Raw genomic sequence first — 22064 nt, 5'->3', positions numbered from 1 at the left:
ACCACACCGTAGGCCGGGCAAGCGCACGCGCCGCCCGGCGTTGTTGGCTATTTCCCCGCCTGCGGATGGGTTTCGAACCCGGCCATCACCGCCGTCAGTTCCGCCAGCGAAAAGCCGTACTTCGGATCGTCCACTCCCAGCCCGAACCGCTCCTGCATCAGCTGATACAGCGCTTCTGCGTCCGGCAGGTTAATCTGCTCCACCACGTGCCCGTCCTGCCAGTGGGTAAAGTGCAGGTTGGTGAGGGTCAGTTTGCCGCCGTCCGGCAGATGGCGGCACATCAGGAGATGATGACGGAAATGGGACTGCGGCCAGTGTGCGGACCAGAAGTTGCCCATCACATAATCGGTCTGGTACTGGGCGGCGAGATCGAAATGGTACATCGACTGCCAGTGGTCGTGATGACGGAACTGAAGCACCCAGTCCTGACCGTCGTTGATCAGCCGGTAGATGCCGTGCGGCGTCGCCTGCTCCTCCTCGGCGATCAACCGAATCGGCGCGGTCAGCGTCTGTCCGCCGAAGCCGACATCGGCGATCCAGCGCTCACCGTTCAACTCCACCAGCAGCAGGCGGTGGGTGCGCGGCGGCATGTGGGGCGGGTTCGCCAGCACCACCCGTCCCAGCAGGCTGCGGACGTTAAAGCCCACCTCGCGCAGTACCCGCTCGAACAGACCGTTCTGCTCAAAGCAGTAGCCGCCGCGCCGGGCGGTGACCAGCTTATCGACGAGGGACTGATCGTCGAGCTGGATCTCCCGCGGCAGCACCACATCAATATTTTCAAACGGGATGGCGCTGTTGTGGTGCAGATGCAGCGCCCGCAGGGTGTCAATATCCACAGCAACCGGCTGCTGCCAGCCGGTACGGGCAAAATACGCAGTTAAAAACGGGGTCATGGTGGGCTCCTTTAACAATTCTTCCTTGTTTATAAACTATTTTTCCCCGGCCACTGTCGCAAAAGTGCTTTTTACCCGCGCCCCGTGCGTTGCATGATCCCCAGCGCCGTCAGCATCAACACCAGCCCGGTGAGCAGCGTCAGGGTTGCCATCGCCATCCCCTGCCCGACGGATCCCTGCTCGAACTGCCGCCAGATAAACACCGACACGGTCTGCGTACCCGCCGGGGCCAGCAGCAGGGAAGTAACCAGCTCCCGCGAGGCGATGGCAAACACCATCAGCATCGCCGCCAGCATCGCCGGGGAGACCAGCGGCAGGACGATAAAGCGCAACGCCTGTAGCGCCGACGCGCCATGCACCCGCGCGGCCGGCTCCAGATTACCGCCCAGCTGGCGCAGCGCGCTGCCGACATAGCGCACCGGCCACGGCAGCAGCAGACAGCAGTAGGAGAGCAACAGGATCGCCCAGCTATTATAGGGTGAGACTGGCCAGAACGGCTGGTTCCACAGCAGGATCAGCCCCACCCCGACCACCACGCCGGGCAACGCGGCAGGCATCAGCGACAGCGCATCCAGCAGCCCGCGCCCTTTGATCTTCTGCACCACCACCAGCCAGGCGGCCAGCAGGCCGAGCAGCCCGGTGATACAGGCCGCGCCCAATGCCAGCGACAGGCTGGTGCCCAGCGCCGACAGGGCATCTCCCTGCTGGCTGAACAGCGCCGCGTAGTGGGAGGCGGTCAGATTGCCGAGCGTCACCCCGCCCGACAGGGTACCGAGCACGCCGGACAAGGCCATCGAAGCGCCCGGCAGGATCACCGCGATAAACCCGGTCAGCGCCAGCAGCGCCACCACCGGCAGGGTAAAGCCCCCGGCATCCGCCCCCATGTTCTCCGTCGGTTTGCCGGTAATACTGGTTACATCCTGATTGCCGGTCAGCTTTTTCTGCAGCCACCAGGCGCTCAGGGCGAGAATCACCAACACCACCGAGAGCATCGATGCACCGGAGAGATCGATGGGCCATTCCGCCAGTTTTTTCTCGATATCGGTGGTCAGCATCAGCACCCCGGCCCGGGTGCCGAGCGCCGCGGGCACGCCAAACTCCTCAATTGCCAGGGTAAAGGAGAGCAGCATCCCCGCCGCCAGCGATGGCGAAAGCATCGGCAGGGTGATATGCCAGAACGCCCGTCCGGGGGTGGCACCGTGAATCCGTGCCACCAGTGCCAGACGCTGCCCGCTCGCCAGCAGGCTGCGCGACACCGCGAAATAAACCACCGGGAAGATGTTCAGGGCCATCACCAGTACAATCCCGGTCTGGCTGAACAATAAATTATTGAGATTAAGGCCGGTGAGCTGTTGCAGATAGCCGTTGGTTTGCAGGACCAGCATCCACGACAGCGCGGCAATATAGGGCGGGGTTAAAAAGGGGATCAGAAACAGCAGATCCCACAGCCGGGGCAGCGGCAGATTCAGCAGCCCGCGCGCCACGCCGAGGGGAAAGCCAATTAATGCACTCACCAGTGCCACCCCGATGCCCACCTGTAGCGTACCGCCCAGCATGGTGGGCAGATGCGGCTCGGCCAGCAGCGTCACCACGCCGCTAAAAGCACCGGAAAAGACTCCGGCGCTGAACTGGGGAAACACCGCCTGCAGCAGAATAAAGGCGAGAGGACATGCCACCAGGATCACCAGCAGCGTCAGCGTCGTCACCGACAAGAATTTAGGATTCACAAAGCAGTCCTGAAGACGGGGTTGCCCCCGTCGCCTGATTATAAGGTGAAGAGCGTGTTGAAACGCTTGAGGATATCGCTGCGTTCGCTGGTACCGTCGCTTTTGGTCGGCAGGATCTTCAGGTCGTTGAGCAGCGGACGCTTCGCCTGCACGTCGCCACGGGCGGGCATCAGCCAGGCATCGGCCACCATCGCCTGACCTTCTGGCGACAGGACGTAATCGACAAAGGCTTTAGCATCCTCTGCGTGCTGGGTGGATTTGAGGATCATCATCGGGCGCGGGGCAATCACCGTCCCGCTGGCCGGGAAGATCACCTTCAGAGATTCGCCCTGGCTGATGTTGCCATACGAGACATAATCCACCGCGCCAAACACCGCCGCTTTCGCCCCCTGCATTACCGGCGTTACCGCCTGGGCATTCGGGCCGCTAACCACCATCCCGTTCTTTTTCAGCTCATCAAACAGGGTCCAGGCTTTATCGCCCATGCCATTTTGCAACCCGATCAGCAGATCCAACGAGGCACCGGAGAGCGCCGGGTCCGGGGTGGTGACTTTATCCCTGAAGGCCTCGGTGGTCAGATCGCCCCACTCTTTCGGCTCCGGGGTGCCGCTCTTGGTGTTCCAGACGATGCCTAACGCCGACACGCCCTGCGCCACATAGTCGTCCGACTTCAGATCCGCAGGCACCTTCGCCGCATTGGCGCTCTGGTACGGCAGCAGCCAGCCGCGGTTGTGCAGATCTTCCGCCGTATCCCAGGAGGCGGAGATCAAAATATCGGCCTGCGGATTCGCCTGCTCCGCTTCGAGGCGGGCCATCACTTTGCCGGTGGTCGCCTGGAAGATATCCACCTTCACGCCGGTTTTCTTTTCAAAGCCGCTGGCGAGGCTTTTGGCGAGCGACCCCGGACCTGCGGTGTAAACGGTCAGCGCGTGGGCGCTGGACATCATAACGGACGATAACGCCATGGCTAACAGCACTCCCTTTTTGACGGACATTGCAGCTTTCATGCGAACTCTCCTGAGGATGGAATCAAACGATCGGCAGCGACGCTGCCAGCAGACAGATGCACGATGCGGTCGGCGAGGATTTCAGCCTCCCGGCGGTCGTGGGTAACATAAACGGCGGTGGTGCCGAGCTGGCGCAGCAGCGTGGCCATCTCGTGACACAAGGTGCCCCGCAGTTCGCTGTCGAGGTTGGAGAGCGGCTCGTCAAACAGCAGCACCCGCGGCTCGGCGACAATCGCCCGGGCCAGGGCCACGCGCTGTTGTTGCCCGCCGGAGAGCCCGGCCGGTTTGCGGTGGGCGAAATCGCTTAAGCCAACGCGGGCCAGAGCCCGGGCGACGCGGGTGTCGCACTCCTGACGGGGGATATGGCGCATCTTCAGCGGGAACATCACATTCTGTGCCACAGTCATGTGCGGCCAGAGGGCGTAATCCTGGAACACCATCCCGATGTCCCGGGCTTCCGGCGGCAAGGCCCAGCCGCTTTTCGCCACCAGCCGATCGCCAAAATGGAGTTCCCCCTGCGCGGGCTGGGTTAACCCCGCCAGCAGACGCAACAGGGTGCTTTTGCCGCAGCCTGACGGCCCCAGCAGCGCAACCACGCTACCCGGCTCGATATGCAGATCGATTTGATTCAAAACGGTATTCGCGCCAAAAGCGTAGGAGACGCCTTTGAGCGTTATGGACGTGAGCATATTGTTATCCTCTTTGGGATTTGATGCTCGCCACTGTAGGCAGCTTGTGTGACGAATGGGTGACAAAACTGTTGCAGCTTGATTTCCGATGGCTTTCAGCCGTTTAATGCCCTGACCTGTTCTGTAAGGAGTTTGTATGAGCCACTTCCGCCCCGTTGAGTTAAAGCACGCCAGCCGCCTGTTGAATCACGGCCCTACCGTCTTAATCACCAGCCGCGATGAATCTATTGACCGGCGCAATGTCATGGCTGCCGCCTGGTCGATGCCGGTGGAGTTCGAGCCGCCGCGGATCGCCATCGTGGTGGACAAAAGCGCCTGGTCGCGGGAGCTGATTGAGCGCAGCGGCAGGTTCGGGATCGTGATTCCCGGCGTGGCAGCGACCAACTGGACTTATGCCGTGGGCAGCGTCAGCGGCCGCGATGAGGATAAGTTCAACTGTTACGGCATCCCGACAATTAACGGCCCGGTGCTGGGATTACCCGTCATTGAAGAAAAATGTCTGGCGTGGATGGAGTGCCGTCTGCTGCCCGCCACCTCCGCAGCGGAAAAATATGACACCCTGTTTGGGGAAGTGGTCTCCGCCGCGGCGGATGAACGGGCGTTCGTTGCCGGAAGATGGCAGTTTGACGATGATAAGCGCAATACCCTGCACCACCTCGGCGCGGGAACGTTTGTCACCAGCGGCAGGCAGGTGAAAGCGCCGGGTCAGTAGGTTTTATAAGGGATCCGCAGCCGGTCCAGCACGTTAGTAAAATCCTGCACCGCCACGAAGACCACGGCCCCTTTACCGGGGATGACGTTGGTGATGATCCCCACCGTCTCCCCGGTCAGGCTGTCCATCACCGGCCCGCCGGACATCCCGGAGACCGCCCCCGCCCCGGTAATAATGCCGTAGTAGCAGCCGTCGCGCTTCACGAAGCCGTCGATCTTGCCCATGCTGGATTTAGGCAGGCTATTGATGGCGCTGTAGCCGAACAGGGTGACGTTGCGCCCGACCCTGGCGTAAGCCAGCTGATGCACGATCTTGCCGCGGTTGTTATCGCCAATTACCGCCACATCGCAAATGGGATGCTGAGCCTTCACTGGCTTCAGCAAGGGCACCGCCACGTGGGCGGCGGTGAGTGACAGGGTGCTGGAGACCGGAAAGGTGGTGCCCTGCATCCCGGCCGCCAGCCAGTTCAGCGGCGCAGGCAGGCCGATAAAGACCATATCCGCCTGCTTTGTGGCGCTAAAGTCAGTCCGGCTGGTGCCGGACATTACCACACACCCCAGCAGCGTAAGGGGTGCCATGAGTGCGGCGAGAGCAAAATGCAAACGCTTCATGGTTCACCCCTCCGGGCCTACTTTTTCGCGCGCCCGGCGATGATCTCATCGGCCACGATACGTGGGGCCTCGGCGTAATGGTGAAACTCCATGCTGTAGGTTGCCCGCCCCTGAGACATGGAGCGCAGCGTGGTGGCATAACCGAACATCTCCGCCAGCGGCACGTCGGCACGGATAATCTGGCTGCCGAACTGCTCCTCCATTCCCTGCACCAGCCCGCGCCGGGAGGAGAGATCGCCCATGATATTCCCGGCGTACTCTTCCGGGGTCTCGACCTCCACGTGCATCATCGGCTCCAGGATCACCGGGTCGGCTTTGCGCGCCGCGTCCTTAAAACCGAAGATCGCCGCCATGCGGAAGGCCATCTCCGAGGAGTCGACCTCGTGGTACGAGCCAAAGGTCAGGGTCGCTTTGATATCCACCACCGGGTAGCCCGCCAGCACCCCGCTGTTCATCGCTTCGCGCAGCCCTTTTTCCACCGACGGGATATACTCCCGCGGCACCACCCCGCCTTTGGTGGCATCGACAAAGGCAAAACCGCTGCCCGGCTCCTGCGGCTCAAGGCTCAGCACCACGTGGCCGTACTGCCCTTTCCCGCCGGACTGGCGAACAAACTTGCCCTCGATGTCGTTGACCGTTTTGCGGATGGTCTCCCGGTAGGTGACCTGTGGACGGCCAATGTTGGCCTCGACGCCAAATTCACGCCGCATGCGGTCGACGATGATCTCGAGATGCAGTTCGCCCATCCCGGAGATAATGGTCTGGCCGGACTCTTCATCGGTATGCAGATGGAAAGAAGGATCTTCTGCCGCCAGCCGGTGCAGGGCGATGCCCATTTTCTCCTGGTCGGCTTTGGTTTTTGGCTCAATAGAGAGGGAGATCACCGGGTCCGGGAACTCCATCCGCTCGAGGGTGATCACCGCGTCGGGGTCGGTCAGGGTGTCGCCGGTGGTGACATCCTTCAGCCCGACGCAGGCGGCGATATCCCCGGTGCGCAGCTCTTCGACGTCATGCCGGTCGTTGGCATGCATCAGTACGATGCGTCCGATGCGCTCTTTTTTACCCTTCACCGGGTTAAAGACCGCGTCGCCCTTTTTCAGCACCCCGGAGTAGACGCGGATAAAGGTCAGTTGCCCGACGTAGGGGTCGGACATCAGCTTGAAGGCCAGCGCCGAGAAGGGTTCATCATCATTGGGGTGACGCTCGGCGTGCTGGCCCTTCTCGTCCACGCCGTCGATGGCGGGCACGTCGAGGGGCGACGGCATCAGCTCAATCACCGCATCCAGCATCCGCTGCACCCCTTTGTTTTTAAAGGCGCTGCCGCAGAGCATAGGCTGGATCTCCCCGGCCACCGTGCGTTTACGCAGGCCGCGAATGATTTCAGCCTCGTCGAGATCGTTGCTTTCGAGGTATTTATCCATCAGGTCGTCGCTGGCTTCTGCCGCCGCGGAGACCATTTTATCCCGCCAGGTTTGGGCGGTGGCCTGCAGATCGTCCGGCACCGGGGCATAGTTGAAGGTCATGCCCTGCGTGGCGTCGTCCCAGATAATGGCCCGCATCTTGATCAAATCCACTACCCCGGTGAAGCGATCTTCAGCCCCGATGGGGATCACTATCGGCACCGGGTGGGCTTTCAACCGATCGATCATCATCTGCACCACGTGAAAAAAATCGGCCCCCGGACGGTCCATTTTGTTGACGAAGGCGATGCGCGGCACCCGGTACTTATTGGCCTGCCGCCAGACGGTTTCCGACTGCGGCTGCACCCCGCCCACCGAGTCGTAGACCATCACCGCCCCGTCCAGCACCCGCATGGAGCGCTCCACCTCGATGGTGAAATCCACGTGCCCGGGGGTGTCGATGATGTTGATATGGTGCGGCTCATAACCGCGATCCATCCCGGACCAGAAGCAGCTCACCGCCGCCGAGGTAATGGTAATGCCGCGCTCCTGCTCCTGCGCCATCCAGTCGGTGATCGCCGCCCCATCGTGGACTTCCCCCATCTTGTGGCTCACCCCGGTGTAAAACAGGATGCGCTCGGTGGTGGTGGTTTTGCCGGCATCAATATGCGCGGAGATACCGATGTTGCGATAACGCTCGAGAGGAATGGACCGGATCATGATGCATCCTTATTTAATGGACATGACAATCACGCGCTGGGTTAGCGCGTGCAGGTATGTTGATCAGTGTAGTGCCCTGTGAAGGGGGAGACGGGTGATTCTGCGGTCGAAAGAAGTGAGGATTTATACTGCCGGAGACCATCCGTCGTAATGTAACGCGAACTGTTGCTCAGCACCCCGCTTTACCGTCGCGGTGACGGGCGCGTTAAAGTGCATGCCTGAAACGCTGAGATTATCACTGGCCACCCGTTCCAGCAGGCGCTTGCGGGTTAAGGCCGCCGCGGCAGGGTCGCTGTCAAAGGCGATGGTCACGTCCGGGTGTTCAACCTGTATATGCGGGAAATGGACGATATCCCCCCAGATCAGCAGCGATTCGTTCTCGTTTCCGACAACATAACCGCTATGGCCCGGCGTGTGCCCCGGCAGCGCCACCGCCTGAATGCCCGGTAGAATATCCTCGTGAGCGAACGGCACCAGCTTCTGCTCGTACGCTGCAAAGGCATTTTGAGCCAGAGCAAAGGCAGGTTTAAAGCCGTCCGGGGCGCTGGCCTGCAGGGTTTGGTTGCGCCAGAAAGCCAGTTCATCCTGATGCACAAACAGCCGTTCGACGTTGCGGAAATGAGGCGTTTGCAGCGGGCCCGCCAGGCCGCCTATATGGTCAGGATGCGCGTGGGTCAGCAGGATCGTATCAATTTGCAGCGGATCGATGCCCGCCGCCGCCAACGCCACGGGGAGACGACCGCCCCAGCCCTTGAAGTTCCCCGCCCCGCTGTCGACCAGAATGGTCTGCTTGCCGTTCTGAATGACATAGACATTGATGTTCATCCGGGGCAGAACCGACGCCCCGCGTCGTTGCAGTAAGGCTTCCGCCTGCGAACCGGTAATGCCGGAGAGCAGCTCAAATGAGGCATCCAGATAGCCATCGCTGAGCAGGGTGATCATCATATCGCCCACTTTTTTGCGGTTGACCATGGGTGCCTGGTAGTTATGAATTAATGACATATCATCACCTTGTTGACTGGAGTGAAGTAAGCATAAGTATTTGGTGATGCAGTAAAAAGCGGCGTTTTCGTATTACACTGTTATCAATAAAGAAACAATCCTGTACGGAAGGCTGTGAAAAATGCGCGCCAGAATGTTTGAGCTCATGACCATATTTGTTGAAGTTGCTGAACAGGGCAGCTTTGCCCGGGCGGCGGATGTCCTGCATCTTCACCGCCCTGCCGTCACCAAAGCCCTGCAGCAGCTGGAAGATGAGCTGGGCAGTAAATTACTGCACCGCACCACCCGCAAAATCAGCCTGACATCAGAAGGAGAAGTTTTTTTACAACGCGCGAAATCTCTGCTGCTTGAAGTGGACGATGTGCTGGCCTCTTTTTCGCCCACGCGTCCGCCGCGAGGCCGTCTGCGTGTGGATACCCCCCTGTCGCTGGCGCATGCGGTGCTGATCCCCGCCCTGGCCAGCTTTCAGGAAAAATATCCGGACATCGAGCTGGAGCTGACCTCTTCCGACCACCGTGTCGACATGGTAGCGGAAGGTATTGACTGTGTGATCCGTATGGGGGAACTGCAGGACTCGACGCTGATCTCCCGCCGTCTTGGCGATGCACGTCTGGTGACCTGTGCCGCCCCTACCTACCTGGAAAAATATGGCGTACCTGAGACGCCAGACGATCTGCCCGCGCACAAAGCCGTGATGTTCTTTTCGGGCCACAGTCGCGCGGTGATGGACTGGCGCTTTGTGAAAGATGGCGAGGCCGTGGTCTTCCGTCCGGCCAGAACCATGCTGGTCGATAATTCCGATATCCTGCTCTCATGCGGCCTTTCAGGGCTGGGAATGTTACAGGGGATCCATGCCGTGCTGGCCCCGCATCTCCAGGCCGGCAGGCTGGTTGAAGTGCTTGCTGATTACACCACGGTGACGAAACCCATCTCGGTGCTGTATCCCGACAGACGTTATCTGGCGCCCAAAGTCAGGGTGTTTATCGACTGGCTGACTGAGCTTTTTGCCGGGAAATCGGCGCAGCTCAATGGATTATTACCCACAGAGAAATAGTGAAGTTCCGCGACAGCGGTTTTTCCCCCGAACGTTGCCCGGTACATTTTGCTCATGCAATTGTCCTTATCGTTCTTCGAGGTGAAAGATGTCTAAAGTTGTCGTGTTTAATCGTGTAGGTAGCGCCGATGTGCTTGAAATTAAAGATGTTGTCGTACCTGCCCCTGGCCCAAATGAGGTGCAGATTGCCGTACGTGCCATTGGCATTAACCGCGCGGAAATCATGTACCGCACCGGTCAGTACGTTATCGATCCACAGTTTCCGGCCCGCCTTGGCTACGAAGCCGCCGGCGTGGTCAAAGCCGTAGGGACAAACGTCACGGACTTTGCCCCGGGTGACTGCGTGAGCGTGATCCCCGCCTTTATGTTCAGTGACTACGGGATGTACGGCGAAGTGGTGAACGCCCCGGCGCACGCGGTGGTAAAACATCCGCAGAATCTCAGTTTTGAGCAGGCTGCCGCCAGTTGGATGATGTACGTCACCGCCTTCGGAGCGTTGATTGAATACGGCAACCTCAAAGCGGGCGATCATGTACTGATCAATGCCGCGTCCAGTAGCGTCGGGCTGGCGGCAATACAGATCGCCAGGATGCGTGGTGCCATCCCCATCGCCATGACGCGTACCGGTGATAAACGCGCTCTACTGCTGGAAGCCGGTGCGGCTGCTGTGGTCGCCAGCCAGGAGCAGAGTGTGGCGGCGGAGATTAACCGGATCACTGCCGACAAAGGGATCCAAATGGCTTTTGACCCGGTCGGCGGCCCGGGTGTGGCTGAGATTGCGAAGGTGATGTCCGACGGCGCGATTTTCTTTCAGTATGGTGCGCTGGACAGCCGCGACCTATCGGTTCCGGTCTTCGCCATCCTGGGTAAGCACCTGACCTTCCGGGGCTATGAGCTTTTCGAAATCACCACCGATGCTGAAAAAATGGCGCGAGCAAAAGCCTTTGTCAGTGAAGGATTACGCACGGGTGCCCTGAAGCCGCTCATCGACAAGACCTTCCCACTGGAACAAATTGCTGACGCACAGCGCTATATGGAGTCGAACGGCCAGGTGGGTAAAATTGTGGTGGCGGTGTAAACACATGCCGGGTGGCGCTACCGCTTACCCGGCCTACGGGATACGAGTTGTAGGCCGGGCAAAGCGAAGCTGCCGCCCGGCAAGTTTCACGTCAGGTAATCATCACTACCCGAATATCATTCACGTTAGTTAAGGTTGGCCCGGTTATCACCAGATCCCCCAGTGCGGAAAAATAGCTGTAGCTGTCATGCCCACGCAGCATGGATCTGGCATCCAGCGAAGTGCGATGCAGCGTATCCGGCGTAACGATTGCTCCTGCCGCGTCCTCGGTGCCGTCAATCCCGTCGCTGTCCCCGGCGATAGCGTAAATCCCCTTCTCACCCTTCAGGGCGCAGGCCAGCGCCAGCAGAAATTCAGTGTTGCGCCCGCCGCGGCCACCGCCCGAATCGCCAATAGTGACTGTTGTCTCTCCGCCGCTTAACAGCACCGCCGGGCCTTTCACCGGCAGGCCATGCTGCTTCACCGATTTGGCGATCCCGGCCATCATAATTCCCATCTGGGCGCTTTCGCCTTCCAGAGCATCCCCCAGCATCAACGGGGTATAACCCATCCGCTGCGCCACGGCGGCAGCGGCAGCCAGCGCGCCGGAGGGGGTGGCGATCAGGCGGATATCCTCGTCTATCTCTGCCGTGGTCACCGGAGCCCGCGGGGTGCGCAGGACCCGCATTACCGGCTCCGGCAGCGCCAGACGATAGCGGGCGATAATCTCCAGCGCCTCTTCCGCCGTGGACGAGTCCGCCACTGTCGGGCCGGAGGCGATGCTCTGGGGATCGTCCCCGGGCACATCGCTGATGATCAGGGTAATCACCCGGGCGGGAAGCGCCGCCAGCGCCAGGCGTCCGCCCTTGATATCCGACAGCTGCTTGCGCACGGTATTCATCTCGTGGATGGTCGCCCCGCTCTTCAACAGCGCCTGGTTAACCAACTGTTTGTCGGCCAGGGTGATGCCCTTGCGTGGCAGGGCCAGCAGCGACGAGCCCCCGCCGGAGATCAGCGCAATCACGCAGTCGTCGGCACTGAGATGTTTGACCTGTTCCATCATCAGCATCGAGGCCACTTCGCTCATCGCATCCGAGACCGGGTGCGCCGCCTCGAGGATGCGGATTTTTTGCGTCGGCACCGCGTGACCGTAGCGCGTCACTACCACACCCTGCAGATCGACATCCGACCAGGCGGCCTCCAGCGCGGCGGCCATGGCGGCGCTGGCTTTCCCGGCTCCGACCACAATGCAGCGCCCGCGCGGTTTCTCCGGCAGCGCCTTAATCAGTGCCTCATGCGGATCGGCACTTTTCACTGCCGCCATGAAGATCTCAGTAAGCGCCCCTCGCAGGGCGCTGTCGTCGTGTTGTGCCATAGGTCAGCCTTCTGCGATGGCGCGGATCACCGCCTGGGTGACCTCGCGGGTGTTGGCCGTACCGCCCACGTCCGGGGTCATGATGCCCTCGGCACAGACTTTTTCCACGGCGGCCATAAGACGGGTTGCCGCCTCGCCTTCCCCCAGGTGTTCCAGCATCTGCGCCGCGGTCCAGAAGCTGGCGACCGGGTTGGCGATGCCCTTGCCGGTGATATCAAACGCCGAACCGTGGATCGGTTCAAACATTGACGGGAAACGACGCTCCGGATCGATATTGGCAGTAGGTGCCACCCCCAGACTGCCCGCCAGCGCCCCGGCCAGATCGGAGAGGATATCGGCGTGCAGGTTGGTGGCGACGATGGTGTCCAGCGACTCCGGATGCAGGGTCATGCGCACGGTCATGGCGTCCACCAGCATTTTGTCCCAGGTCACGTCCGGGAACTCGCGCGCCACTTCGGCGGCGATCTCGTCCCACATCACCATCCCGTGACGCTGGGCGTTGGACTTGGTGACCACGGTTAACAGCTTGCGCGGACGGGTCTGCGCCAGGCGGAAGGCGTAGCGCATGATGCGCGTCACCCCGGTGCGGGTGAAAATCGCCACTTCGGTGCCCACCTCTTCCGGCAGGCCGCGGTGCGCCCGGCCACCGTGGCCGGAATATTCCCCTTCCGAGTTCTCACGCACAATCACCCAGTCGAGGGTACCCGGCACCGCCTTGCGCAGCGGGGACTGAATGCCCGGCAGGATTTTGGTCGGACGGACGTTGGCATACTGGTCGAAGCCCTGGCAGATCGGCAGGCGCAGCCCCCACAGGGTAATGTGATCCGGCACGTCCGGGGCACCCACCGCGCCAAAGTAGATGGCGTCGAAGGCTTTTAACTGCTCCAGCCCGTCTTCCGGCATCATCACCCCGTGGGTTTTGTAGTAGTCCGAGCCCCACTCGAAGGTATGTACCGAGAAACGCATATCCCCCTGACGCTGGGCCAGCGCGTGTAACACCTCAACGCCCGCGGTGATCACTTCCGGGCCGATACCGTCTGCGGGGATAGCTGCAATGGCGTAATCTTTCATCTCTGTTTCCTTAAATTAATGTTTTGACTGAATTAATGGTTCATTAGCCTGCGCCTTGCGGCTGGACGCCGAGAGCCACAGAACTACCAGTGAAGAGAGGATCAGCAGTCCGGCGACAAACCACAGCCCCCAGGTGTAACTGCCGGTCTGCTGTTTAATCAGGCCGATCATGAACGGACCGACAAAGCCGCCCAGGTTGCCGAGTGAGTTGATGGTTGCGATACCCGCCGCTGCTGCCGAGCCGGAAAGGAACAGGGTTGGCATGCTCCACAGCGGGGGCTTGGAGGCGCTGATGCCGCAGTTAACGATGGTCAGGGCGAGGATCACCCCGACGATGCTCGCCGTGCTGCCCGCCATAAACAGGCCAGCCGCGGCCACGATGCAGGCGGCAATCACGTGCCACGAGCGTTCGCCGGTTTTGTCAGAATGGCGGGCCCAGAGCACCATCGCCACTACCGCCATCACGGCCGGAATGGCGTTCAACAGGCCGACGGTCATGGAGGAGACGCCGAGGGTTTTAATGATCTGCGGCGACCAGATGCCCAGGGTGTAGAGCCCGGCGGAGGTGCCGAAGTAGACCAGCGACAGGGCCAGCACGCGTTTATCGAGTAACCCTTTCCAGACGCTGTGCTGCGCCGTGGCCTGTTTCGCAGCCTGCTCACGTTGCAGGGTGGCAATCAGCCAGCCGCGCTCCTCTTCGCTGAGCCATTTCGCCTTTTCCGGGCGGTCGGTGAGCCAGAACAGCACCACCACGCCGAGGATCACCGCCGGTACCGCTTCGAGCACAAACATCCACTGCCAGCCGGCGAAGCCCAGCATGCCGTGCATCTCCAGCAGTGCGGCGGAGATTGGCGAGCCGAGCGCGGTGGAGATAGGTGCCGCGGCCATAAAGATTGCCGTGACCTGGGCGCGTTTCTGCGCCGGGAACCAGTAGCTTAAGTAGAGGATGATCCCCGGGAAGAAGCCCGCTTCCGCCACGCCGAGCAGAAAGCGCAGGCTGTAGAAGCTGGTGGTGCTCTGGACAAAAGCCATGCCGCCGGAGACCAGCCCCCAGGTGATCATCACCCGGGCAATCCAGATGCGCGCCCCGACCTTGTGCAGGATCAGGTTGGACGGGACTTCAAACAGAAAATAGCCGAGAAAGAAGATCCCGGCCCCGAAGCCAAACACCGCCGGGGAGAAGCCGAGATCGGCGTTCATGGTCAGGGCCGCGAAACCGATGTTGACCCGGTCAAGGAAGGCGATGAAGTACAACAGCATGATGAAGGGGACGATGCGCAAGGTGATCTTGCGCATAACCCGTTGTTCGATTGTGCAGGTCATGTGAGGTATTCCTCATAATTATTTTGTAGGGTACGCAGTCGGGCTGCCTTGATGAGTATGCTGATATTTCTTGCATGATCATGCGCATCGGTTTATACAAAAAAATGCAATAATCGCGAGCGAGCCCAAATGGAACTACAACACCTGCGCTGTTTCCTGGCGGTGGCAGAGACCCTGCATTTCGGCCAGGCGGCCCAGCGCCTGGATATGCTTCCCTCCGCCCTGGGGAGAAATATTCGTCTTTTAGAAGAGGCACTTGGCACGCGGCTGTTTACCCGCTCCACTCGTCGGGTGGCGCTGACCGAGAACGGCGTGTTGCTGCGGGAAGAGGCGCGAAAGCTGCTGGCCCACGCCGATGCGATCATGTTGCAATTTCGTCAAAATCCGCGCCGGGCACAGCCGCTTTTGCGCGTCGGCACCATCGACAGCGCGGCCATCGGATTGCTGCCGGGATTGCTGCAACTGTTCCGCCAGCACTACCCGACGGTGGAGATCCAACTCTTCGAAGATAAGACCGTCCATCTGCTGCCGAAGCTGAAAAGCGGCAGGCTGGATCTGGTGTTTATCCGCCCTCCCGCCCAGCTCGACGCCCAGTTTGGCCGGGCGTTTTTGTGTAATGAGCCCGGCATTCTGGCCCTGCCTGCCAGCCACCCTTTTGCCGATCGGCAAAGGGTTGATATCGCCGAACTGGAAGGGATGCCGATGATCCTGCCCGAGCGGCGCTCGCGCCCGCACAGCCACGACCTGACCATGAAGCTGTTCCATAACGCGGGAATTGAAGTGACGGTGTCACAGATGGCCGACGAGAAGCAGACCATTATCAACCTGGTCGCGGCGGGGATTGGTCTGGCGATTGTCCCGGCGTGGAGCAGTCGTTATCTGATGCCGGGAGTTAAATTTGTGCAACTCAACGGCGCGGAGCAGATGGGAATGCCGCTGGAAGCGGTGTGGATGGCCGGGGCGCAGGATGAGATTCGGGATAATATGCTGACGATGCTGGAGGCGCATCCGGAGCTGTATGTGTGAATAGCCGGGTGGCGGCTGCGCCTTACCCGACCTACGGGTACCGAGCCTTTGTAGGCCGGGCAAGCGCAGCGCCGCCCGGCAAAAGGCTTACATCGAATAACCCGGCTTCTTAATCAGCTCATCCAGCTTCGGGCCAATCTCCGTATCCCAGACCTGTGCTTTCCAGTCGGCTTCCTGAACTTCGTTCAGGGCCACGGAGATAGCGCGATCTTTACTGTTCAGATGACGGGTGATCACCTCGGCGATATCCGCCGCCAGGGCGGTTTTTTGCTCGGCGTTCAGGTCGCGGGGGAAGCATTTGATATTGACGTGTGGCATGTGCAGGGCTCCTTTTGAATAAGGGATCCAGACTAACAGAGTATCTCGTTGTCTTTTAGCACCTTGTGCAGTTTCGGGAGCTTGCCCACGCAATCGGCAATTGCGGTGATATTCGGGGTGTTGGCGGCAAACCAGTCAGGTCGTGGTCCCCAGGTGCGCATCACACACAGATAACAGTCGATAAGGGTGATCTGCGCGCCAAAAGCGTAAGGCGACGCCTTAAGATGATTATCCAGCCACAGATAGAGCGATTTCCGGTATTCACGGCAGTTTTGCTGTAGCTGTTCCGGGGCATCCGGCGTCCAGCGTTCCGGGTAGTCGGCGTAGGTAAAGGTGGGATAGACGTTGGCTACCAGCCAGATCAGCAGACGCTGAAACTGCTGGCGCTCGCGACTCCCGATGGGGGGCGCGAGGTCAGGACAGCGGTCGAGGATCATCAGTGCAATCGCCGCCGTTTCCGTCATGATCTCGCCATTCTCCAGCTCGACCGTTGGCACCTGGCACAGGGGATTGAGTTTTTCGAGCAGCTCGCGCGTAGCGCCCGGCTTATCGAACCCGTCGACGTTGATAAACTGATAGGGAATGTCGGCGAGGGTCAGCATCACTTCACTGATGGCTGAACCCCAGCCGGGAACACCATAGACTTTGATCATCGGCTATACCTCGGTCAAAGCCTTAAGTGTAGAGCAGCCTCAGTAGGTTATCCCGGGGGGATTGACCTCCGACTGCGCCACCGCCTCGCCCTGCTCCCCCCAGCGGGCCAGCACCTTCTGGTAGTCCCCCCGCTGGATGGCTCCGTCGAGCGCAGCCTGCAGGGCATACACCAGCTCGTTACCCTTTTTGGTGGTGGTGGCGACATAGGCCTTCTTCGGCCCTAAGCCCACCACGCGGGTTTTGCCGGTCAGGGCCGCTTTATAGGCCGATACCGACTGCGGGCCAAAGAACACGTCCGCCCTGCCGGACTGGATATAGAGATTGCCGGAGGCGTCATCGGTCAGGTAGACCGGCAGCGCGGGCTCGCGCCCGGCGGTTTTGTTCTCCTCGTTCCAGCCCAGCAGAATGCGTTCCTGGTTGGTGCCGGAGCCGACAATCACCTTTTTACCTGACAGATCGGCTGCGCCCTTGATCGACTGCACCTCGCTGGTGGATTTCACCGAGAAGGCCAGGTTATCGACGCGATAGGTGGCAAAATCAAACTTCTGTTTCCGCTGTTCGGTCACCGCAATGTTGACCAGCGCCACGTCGTAACGCCCGGAGGTGATGCCCAGCGGCCAGTCCTCCCACGCCGTCGGCACCAGCTTGAGTTTTAATCCCAGGCTGCCCGCCAGCAGCCGGGCGATATCCGGATCGCTGCCAATACGGGTGCGGTTATCGCTGGCCAGCAGCGCCAGCGGCGGCGAGTTGAGGGCCGAAATGGCGACGGTTAAGGTGCCCGGTTCTACAAATTTGTAGTTCGCGGGGATCTTCGCCACCGCCTGCTGATCCACCGTCACCGGCAGCGGCTGCTCGTTAGCCTGTAAATCTATTGCAGCCTGGCTGGTGGATGCCACCATAACCAACGCCAGTAATCCCTTTTTCATCTTCTCTCCTCAGAGCACTTTCGACAGGAACTGCCGCGTTCGGGCGTGGGACGGACGGTTCAGCACCTCGTCGCTGCTGCCCTGCTCGACGATTTTGCCATCGACCATAAATACCACCTGGTCCGCCACTTCCCGGGCAAAGCCAATCTCATGGGTCACCACCACCAGGGTGGTGCCGGAGCGGGCCAGCTTTTTGATCACATCCAGTACCTCGCCCACCAGCTCGGGATCAAGCGCCGAGGTCGGCTCATCAAACAGCATCACCCGCGGGCGCAGGGCCAGGGCGCGGGCGATGGCGATACGCTGCTGCTGGCCGCCGGAAAGGTGCCGCGACCAGGCGTCGGCCTTATCGCGCAGCCCAACCACGTCCAGCAGATCGTAGGCCCGTTCGACCGCTTCTTTGCGGCTTAGCTGTTTATGGGCAATCGGCGCTTCGATGAGGTTTTCCAGTACCGTCAGGTGCGGGAACAGGTTGAAGTTCTGAAACACGTAGCCGACGTTAACCCGCTGTTTGAGGATCGCTTTCTCTTTCAGCTCGTACAGGGTATTGCCTTCACGGCGATAGCCGATGTAGTCCCCGTCAATCTGGATAAAGCCTTCATCGACGCGCTCCAGGTGGTTAATGGTGCGCAGCAGCGTCGATTTTCCGGAGCCGGACGGCCCGAGGATCACCGTCACCGAGCCCGGCGGGATCTCCAGCGAAACGTTATCCAGCGCCTTGTGGCGGCCAAAGAACTTGCTCACGCCGGTAATCGAAATATGTCCTTCAGGAGAGGCTTGCATGGACAGGCTCCTGTGTCGTCTGGGTGGTAACGGAACGGGTGCGGGTGGCGCGGGTGGAGTTTACCGCCGAGCGGCGCTCGCTGCGGGCCAGGGCACGTTCCACCAGGTGCTGAATCGCCGAGAGCACGGTGGTGATCACCAGATACCAGACGGCACCGACCATCAGCAGCGGGATCACCTCCTGGGTGCGGTTGTAGATCATCTGGATGGTGTAGAACAGCTCCGGCATCGCCAGGACGTAAACCATCGCCGTGCCCTTGGCGAGGCTGATGATCTCGTTGAATCCGGACGGCAGAATGGTGCGCAGCGCCTGGGGCAGGATAATGCGCAGGGTGCGGCGCGAGGCCGGTAAGCCCAGCGCGGCGGCCGCTTCATACTGACCGTGATCGACCCCCAGGAAGCCACCGCGAATGATCTCTGCGGTATAGGCGCTCTGCACCAGCGTCAGGCCGACCACTGCGGTGGAGAATTGCCCCAGCACGTTGATGGTCTCAAAGCTGCCCCAGGTAATGCCGGTGAACGGCACGCCGAGAGAGAGCGTGTCGTACAGATAGGAGAAGTTATAAAGGATGATCAGAACCACAATCAGCGGCAGCGAGCGGAACAGCCAGATGTAGCCCCAGGCGAGGCTGCTCAGCAGCCACGAGGACGACAGCCGCGCCAGGGCTAACATGCCGCCGATCACCACGCTGAGCGCGGTGCCGATCAGGGTCAGGAGCAGCGTCTGCCCCACCCCTTCGAGGATCACCGGGTCGAAGAACCAGCGCGCGAACACGCTCCACTCCCAGCGCGGGTTAAAGGCCACCGACTGCACGACAACCGCCAGCACAAACAGCGCAACAATCGCCCCCACCGTACGCAGCGGGTAGCGCGCCGGGACCACTTTGATGGTTTCAACGTTGTTCATCGTCGTTCCTCATGCCGATTTACTGAACGCTTCGCGTACCAGCGTTTTGGTGAAGCGCAGCCGCCCGTCGAACGGCGGCTGGCTGTACTCTTCCGGGTCGCGCTCAAGGTCGAACTGCGCCGCGTAGCCCTGGCTCAGGTAGAGCCGCACCGCTTCCGGCTGACGGAAGCCGGTGGTGAGGTAGATCTGGCTGTAACCGGCCAGTACCGCCCGGCGCTCCAGCTCCTGTACCACCCGGGCGGCAAGCCCCTGCTGACGCAGGGATTTGTCGGTCCAGATCCGTTTGATCTCGGCGGTCTGCCCATCGAAGGGTTTATAAGCGCCGGTGGCGATGATTTTTCCGTCGCGCTCCAGCACAATAAACAGCCCCTGGGGTGCCAGATACCACTCGGTCAGTTCGATCTCGGCATCTTTGGAAAAATAGTCGCCGTAGCGCGCCGCGTACTCTCCAAACAGCCCCTCAATGATGGGCTGAAGATCCGCGTCCTCCGGCGATACGTCACGAAAATGGTCGCTCATGGGATCTCCTTAGTCACCGAGGCCAGCCGGATTCACTTCGGAACTCGGGATGCGCTCCACCCCTTCACCCCAGCGGTTCAGCACCTTGTCGTAGTCGCCGTTCTTGATCACGCCGTTCAGGGCGGTCTGTACCGGCTCGGCCAGGCCACTGCCTTTTTTCAGGGTCACGGCGATGTGCGCCGCTTTCGGCCAGCCCCCGTCCACGCTGCCCACCAGTTTGGTTTTACCGTTGAGGGCCGCTTTCCACGCGCCAATCACGTTCGGGCCAAAGTAGGCATCCGCACGACCGGACTGCAGGGCCAGGGTCTGGGCGGCATCATCTTTGGTGTAGATCGGGGTGAACGGCTTCAGCCCCTTCTTCTGGTTCTCCGCATCCCACGCCAGCAGGATCGCCTCCTGGTTGGTGCCGGAGCCAACAATGATCCGCAGCCCGGCGATGTCTTCCGCCTTCTCAAGTTTCTTGATCGGGCTGGTGGATTTCACGTAGAAGCCCAGCGAATCCTTGCGGTAGGTGGCGAAATCGAACTTCTCTTTACGCACTTTGGTGACGGTGATGTTGCTGATCGCCGCATCGTATTTCCCGGAGGTCACGCCCAGCGGCCAGTCTTCCCAGGAGGTCGGCACCACGTTCAGCTCCAGCCCGAGGCTGTCGGCCACCAGACGGGCGATGTCGGCCTCGCTGCCAATCAGGGTTTTGTTGTCATCGGCAAACACCGTCAGCGGCGGCTGGCTCAGCCCGGCAATCGCCACGGTGAATTTACCCGGCACCACCGGCTTAAAGCTGGCCGGAAGCTGGGCGATGGCCTGCGGATTCTTCGCAGTGTTGATCGGCGTTTTGTTGGCCTCGAGGCTGACCCCGGTGCCGTTAATATTGACGTTCTCTGCCCAGACGGCAGGGGTAAAGGCCAGCGCGAGCGCCAGAATAAGCGATGATTTTTGCATGGCAGGTTCTCTTATTGTTGTGGGCGTTATTGTTGTGTGAACTGATTAACCGGCTGGTCTAACCCCAGGCTCTCGCGCAGGGTGGTGCCCGGGTATTCGGTGCGGAACAGGCCGCGCGCCTGCAACAGCGGCACCACCTGATCGACAAAGCGCGGGAAGGTGTCCGGGGTGCCGCCCTGGATGATGAAACCGTCCGCTGCATAGCCTTCAAACCACTGCTGTAAGCCGTCGGCCACCTGTTCCGGAGTGCCGGAAAAACGCGGACGCGGCGAGGCGGCTTCCAGCGCCACCTGACGCAGGGTTAAGTTGCGCTCCCGGGCGTTACGTTTGATCTCATCGGTGGTGCTGCGGAAGCTGTTTTTCCCCAGGTCGCCAATGTCCGGGAAGGCTTCATCCAGCGGATACTGGCTGAAATCGTGGTGCTCAAAATAACGGCCCAGATAGTTCAGGGCATCGTTGATGGAGACCAGCGCGGCGGTGGTCTGGTACTGCTGCTCCACGTCGTCGGCGTCTTTACCGACAATGACGCTCACCCCCTGGAAGATGTGCAGCTCGTCGGCGCGACGGCCATGCTGTTTCAGCTGGCTTTTCACGTCGTGCCAGAAGGCCTGCGCCTCTTCGTAGGTTTCATGATGGGTAAAGATGGCGTCGGCATGTTTCGCCGCCAGCTTTTTGCCGTCGTCGGATGCGCCAGCCTGAAAGACGATCGGCCTGCCCTGCGGCGTGCGGCCAATGTTCAGCGGCCCGGACACCTTAAAGAAATCGCCGTGGTGATCGAGGGTGTGCAGTTTCTGCGGATCGAAGAACTGCCCGGTCTCTTTGTTACGCACAAAGGCGTCGCCCTCCCAGGAGTCCCACAGCCCTTTCACCACGTCGAGATACTCATCGGCGATGCGGTAACGCAGGGCGTGCTCCGGGTGTTTGTCGCGGGAGAAGTTCTTCGCCGACCCTTCCAGCGGCGAGGTGACCACGTTCCAGCCCGCCCGGCCATTGCTCAGGTGATCGAGGCTGGCAAACTGACGTGCCACTGTGAAGGGCTCGCTGTAAGAGGTAGATAATGTGCCCACCAGCCCCAACCGTGATGTGACGGTCGCCAGCGCCGACAGCACGGTCAGGGGCTCAAAGCGGTTGAGAAAGTGCGGGATCGACTTCTCGTTGATGTAGAGGCCGTCCGCGACAAAGATAAAGTCGAGCTTGCCCGCTTCGGCCTTCAGGGCCGTCTCTTTGACAAAGTTAAAATTGATGCTGGCATCGGCCGGGGCCGCCGGATGGCGCCAGGCTGACATATTCCCTGACGCGCCGTGCAAAATCGTGCCCAGGCGCAGCTGTCGTGGTGCGGACATAGTCC

At 60.7% G+C, this 22064-nt stretch carries 20 protein-coding genes and 1 pseudogene; 4 read left to right on the top strand and 17 right to left on the bottom strand.

What is annotated here, in order from left to right; translation table 11 throughout:
- Positions 1-47: 47 nt before the first annotated feature.
- From nhoA to WFO70_RS05430, 4 genes are all read right to left on the bottom strand, one after another.
- Positions 48-893: an N-hydroxyarylamine O-acetyltransferase gene (gene nhoA, locus WFO70_RS05445; RefSeq protein ID WP_337015020.1), complete on the bottom strand. Its 846-nt coding sequence runs from the start codon at positions 891-893 to the stop codon at positions 48-50.
- Positions 894-964: 71 nt separating this feature from the next.
- Positions 965-2620 (bottom strand): ABC transporter permease, encoded by a 1656-nt coding sequence (locus WFO70_RS05440; RefSeq protein ID WP_337015019.1) that lies wholly within the window; start codon positions 2618-2620, stop codon positions 965-967.
- Between the two features lie 38 nt (positions 2621-2658).
- Positions 2659-3627 (bottom strand): ABC transporter substrate-binding protein, encoded by a 969-nt coding sequence (locus WFO70_RS05435; protein ID WP_337015018.1) that lies wholly within the window; start codon positions 3625-3627, stop codon positions 2659-2661.
- Positions 3624-4316 (bottom strand): ABC transporter ATP-binding protein, encoded by a 693-nt coding sequence (locus WFO70_RS05430; RefSeq protein WP_337015017.1) that lies wholly within the window; start codon positions 4314-4316, stop codon positions 3624-3626. The genes WFO70_RS05435 and WFO70_RS05430 overlap by 4 nt, the downstream gene beginning before the upstream one ends.
- Positions 4317-4452: 136 nt before the next feature.
- On the opposite strand from WFO70_RS05430, the gene WFO70_RS05425 reads away from it, so the two are divergent.
- The gene (locus tag WFO70_RS05425) at positions 4453-5028 is read left to right on the top strand and encodes a flavin reductase family protein (RefSeq protein WP_337015016.1); all 576 of its coding nucleotides are present in this window, start codon (positions 4453-4455) and stop codon (positions 5026-5028) included.
- Here the strand turns inward: WFO70_RS05425 and WFO70_RS05420 are convergent.
- From WFO70_RS05420 to WFO70_RS05410, 3 genes are all read right to left on the bottom strand, one after another.
- A complete protein-coding gene (locus tag WFO70_RS05420) occupies positions 5022-5639 on the bottom strand; it encodes a hypothetical protein (RefSeq protein ID WP_337015015.1) in 618 nt (205 codons plus the stop codon). The two genes, WFO70_RS05425 and WFO70_RS05420, sit on opposite strands and share 7 nt — an antisense overlap.
- A gap of 17 nt (positions 5640-5656) precedes the next feature.
- The gene (gene fusA, locus WFO70_RS05415; RefSeq protein ID WP_337015014.1) at positions 5657-7759 is read right to left on the bottom strand and encodes an elongation factor G; all 2103 of its coding nucleotides are present in this window, start codon (positions 7757-7759) and stop codon (positions 5657-5659) included.
- 123 nt (positions 7760-7882) lie between these two features.
- Positions 7883-8584 carry an MBL fold metallo-hydrolase gene (locus tag WFO70_RS05410; RefSeq protein WP_442913366.1) on the bottom strand — a complete coding sequence of 234 codons (702 nt, stop codon included), beginning with the start codon at positions 8582-8584 and terminating at the stop codon, positions 7883-7885.
- A 298-nt stretch (positions 8585-8882) separates the two neighbouring features.
- Here WFO70_RS05410 and WFO70_RS05405 point away from each other — a divergent pair, with 298 nt between their 5' ends.
- Positions 8883-9815 carry a LysR family transcriptional regulator gene (locus tag WFO70_RS05405; protein ID WP_337015012.1) on the top strand — a complete coding sequence of 311 codons (933 nt, stop codon included), beginning with the start codon at positions 8883-8885 and terminating at the stop codon, positions 9813-9815.
- An 88-nt stretch (positions 9816-9903) separates the two neighbouring features.
- Positions 9904-10893: a zinc-dependent alcohol dehydrogenase family protein gene (locus WFO70_RS05400; protein ID WP_337015011.1), complete on the top strand. Its 990-nt coding sequence runs from the start codon at positions 9904-9906 to the stop codon at positions 10891-10893.
- A 91-nt stretch (positions 10894-10984) separates the two neighbouring features.
- Here the strand turns inward: WFO70_RS05400 and WFO70_RS05395 are convergent, their stop codons facing one another.
- From WFO70_RS05395 to WFO70_RS05385, 3 genes are read right to left on the bottom strand one after another with little or no spacing between them, the layout of a single operon-like run.
- Entirely contained in the window at positions 10985-12247 is a 1263-nt protein-coding gene (locus tag WFO70_RS05395) for a glycerate kinase type-2 family protein (protein ID WP_337015010.1), read from the bottom strand.
- Positions 12248-12250: 3 nt separating this feature from the next.
- Positions 12251-13318, bottom strand: a complete 1068-nt coding sequence (locus WFO70_RS05390; RefSeq protein WP_337015009.1) for a tartrate dehydrogenase — start codon at positions 13316-13318, stop codon at positions 12251-12253.
- Between the two features lie 15 nt (positions 13319-13333).
- Positions 13334-14641: an MFS transporter gene (locus WFO70_RS05385; protein ID WP_337015008.1), complete on the bottom strand. Its 1308-nt coding sequence runs from the start codon at positions 14639-14641 to the stop codon at positions 13334-13336.
- Positions 14642-14770: 129 nt separating this feature from the next.
- Between WFO70_RS05385 and WFO70_RS05380 the strand changes: the two genes are divergently transcribed.
- On the top strand, positions 14771-15667 hold the full coding sequence (locus tag WFO70_RS05380) for a LysR family transcriptional regulator (RefSeq protein WP_337015007.1): 897 nt from the start codon (positions 14771-14773) through the stop codon (positions 15665-15667).
- Positions 15668-15754: 87 nt separating this feature from the next.
- On the opposite strand, the gene pptA is transcribed toward WFO70_RS05380, so the two are convergent.
- The 7 genes and pseudogenes from pptA to WFO70_RS05345 all read right to left on the bottom strand — a co-directional run bounded on the left by pptA (position 15755) and on the right by WFO70_RS05345 (position 22059).
- Complete coding sequence (pptA, locus tag WFO70_RS05375) at positions 15755-15985, bottom strand: tautomerase PptA (RefSeq protein WP_337015005.1); 231 nt, start codon at positions 15983-15985, stop codon at positions 15755-15757.
- A 32-nt stretch (positions 15986-16017) separates the two neighbouring features.
- Positions 16018-16638, bottom strand: coding sequence for a glutathione S-transferase family protein (locus tag WFO70_RS05370; RefSeq protein ID WP_337015004.1), 621 nt, complete (start codon positions 16636-16638; stop codon positions 16018-16020).
- A 39-nt stretch (positions 16639-16677) separates the two neighbouring features.
- Positions 16678-17565 carry a transporter substrate-binding domain-containing protein gene (locus WFO70_RS05365; RefSeq protein WP_337015003.1) on the bottom strand — a complete coding sequence of 296 codons (888 nt, stop codon included), beginning with the start codon at positions 17563-17565 and terminating at the stop codon, positions 16678-16680.
- A gap of 9 nt (positions 17566-17574) precedes the next feature.
- Positions 17575-18348 (bottom strand): amino acid ABC transporter ATP-binding protein, encoded by a 774-nt coding sequence (locus WFO70_RS05360; RefSeq protein ID WP_077227950.1) that lies wholly within the window; start codon positions 18346-18348, stop codon positions 17575-17577.
- Complete coding sequence (locus WFO70_RS05355) at positions 18332-19255, bottom strand: amino acid ABC transporter permease (RefSeq protein WP_337015002.1); 924 nt, start codon at positions 19253-19255, stop codon at positions 18332-18334. Before WFO70_RS05355 ends, WFO70_RS05360 begins: the two co-directional genes overlap by 17 nt.
- A 9-nt stretch (positions 19256-19264) precedes the next feature.
- On the bottom strand, positions 19265-19774 hold the full coding sequence (locus WFO70_RS05350) for a GNAT family N-acetyltransferase (protein WP_337015000.1): 510 nt from the start codon (positions 19772-19774) through the stop codon (positions 19265-19267).
- A gap of 9 nt (positions 19775-19783) precedes the next feature.
- Positions 19784-22059, bottom strand: a pseudogene (locus tag WFO70_RS05345) (NtaA/DmoA family FMN-dependent monooxygenase).
- Positions 22060-22064 lie beyond the last annotated feature (5 nt).

Source organism: Leclercia sp. AS011, assembly GCF_037152535.1.
Lineage (GTDB): Bacteria > Pseudomonadota > Gammaproteobacteria > Enterobacterales > Enterobacteriaceae > Enterobacter.
The sequence above is the reverse complement of the archived record's forward strand: the minus strand, read 5'-3'. Positions and strand labels throughout refer to the sequence as shown.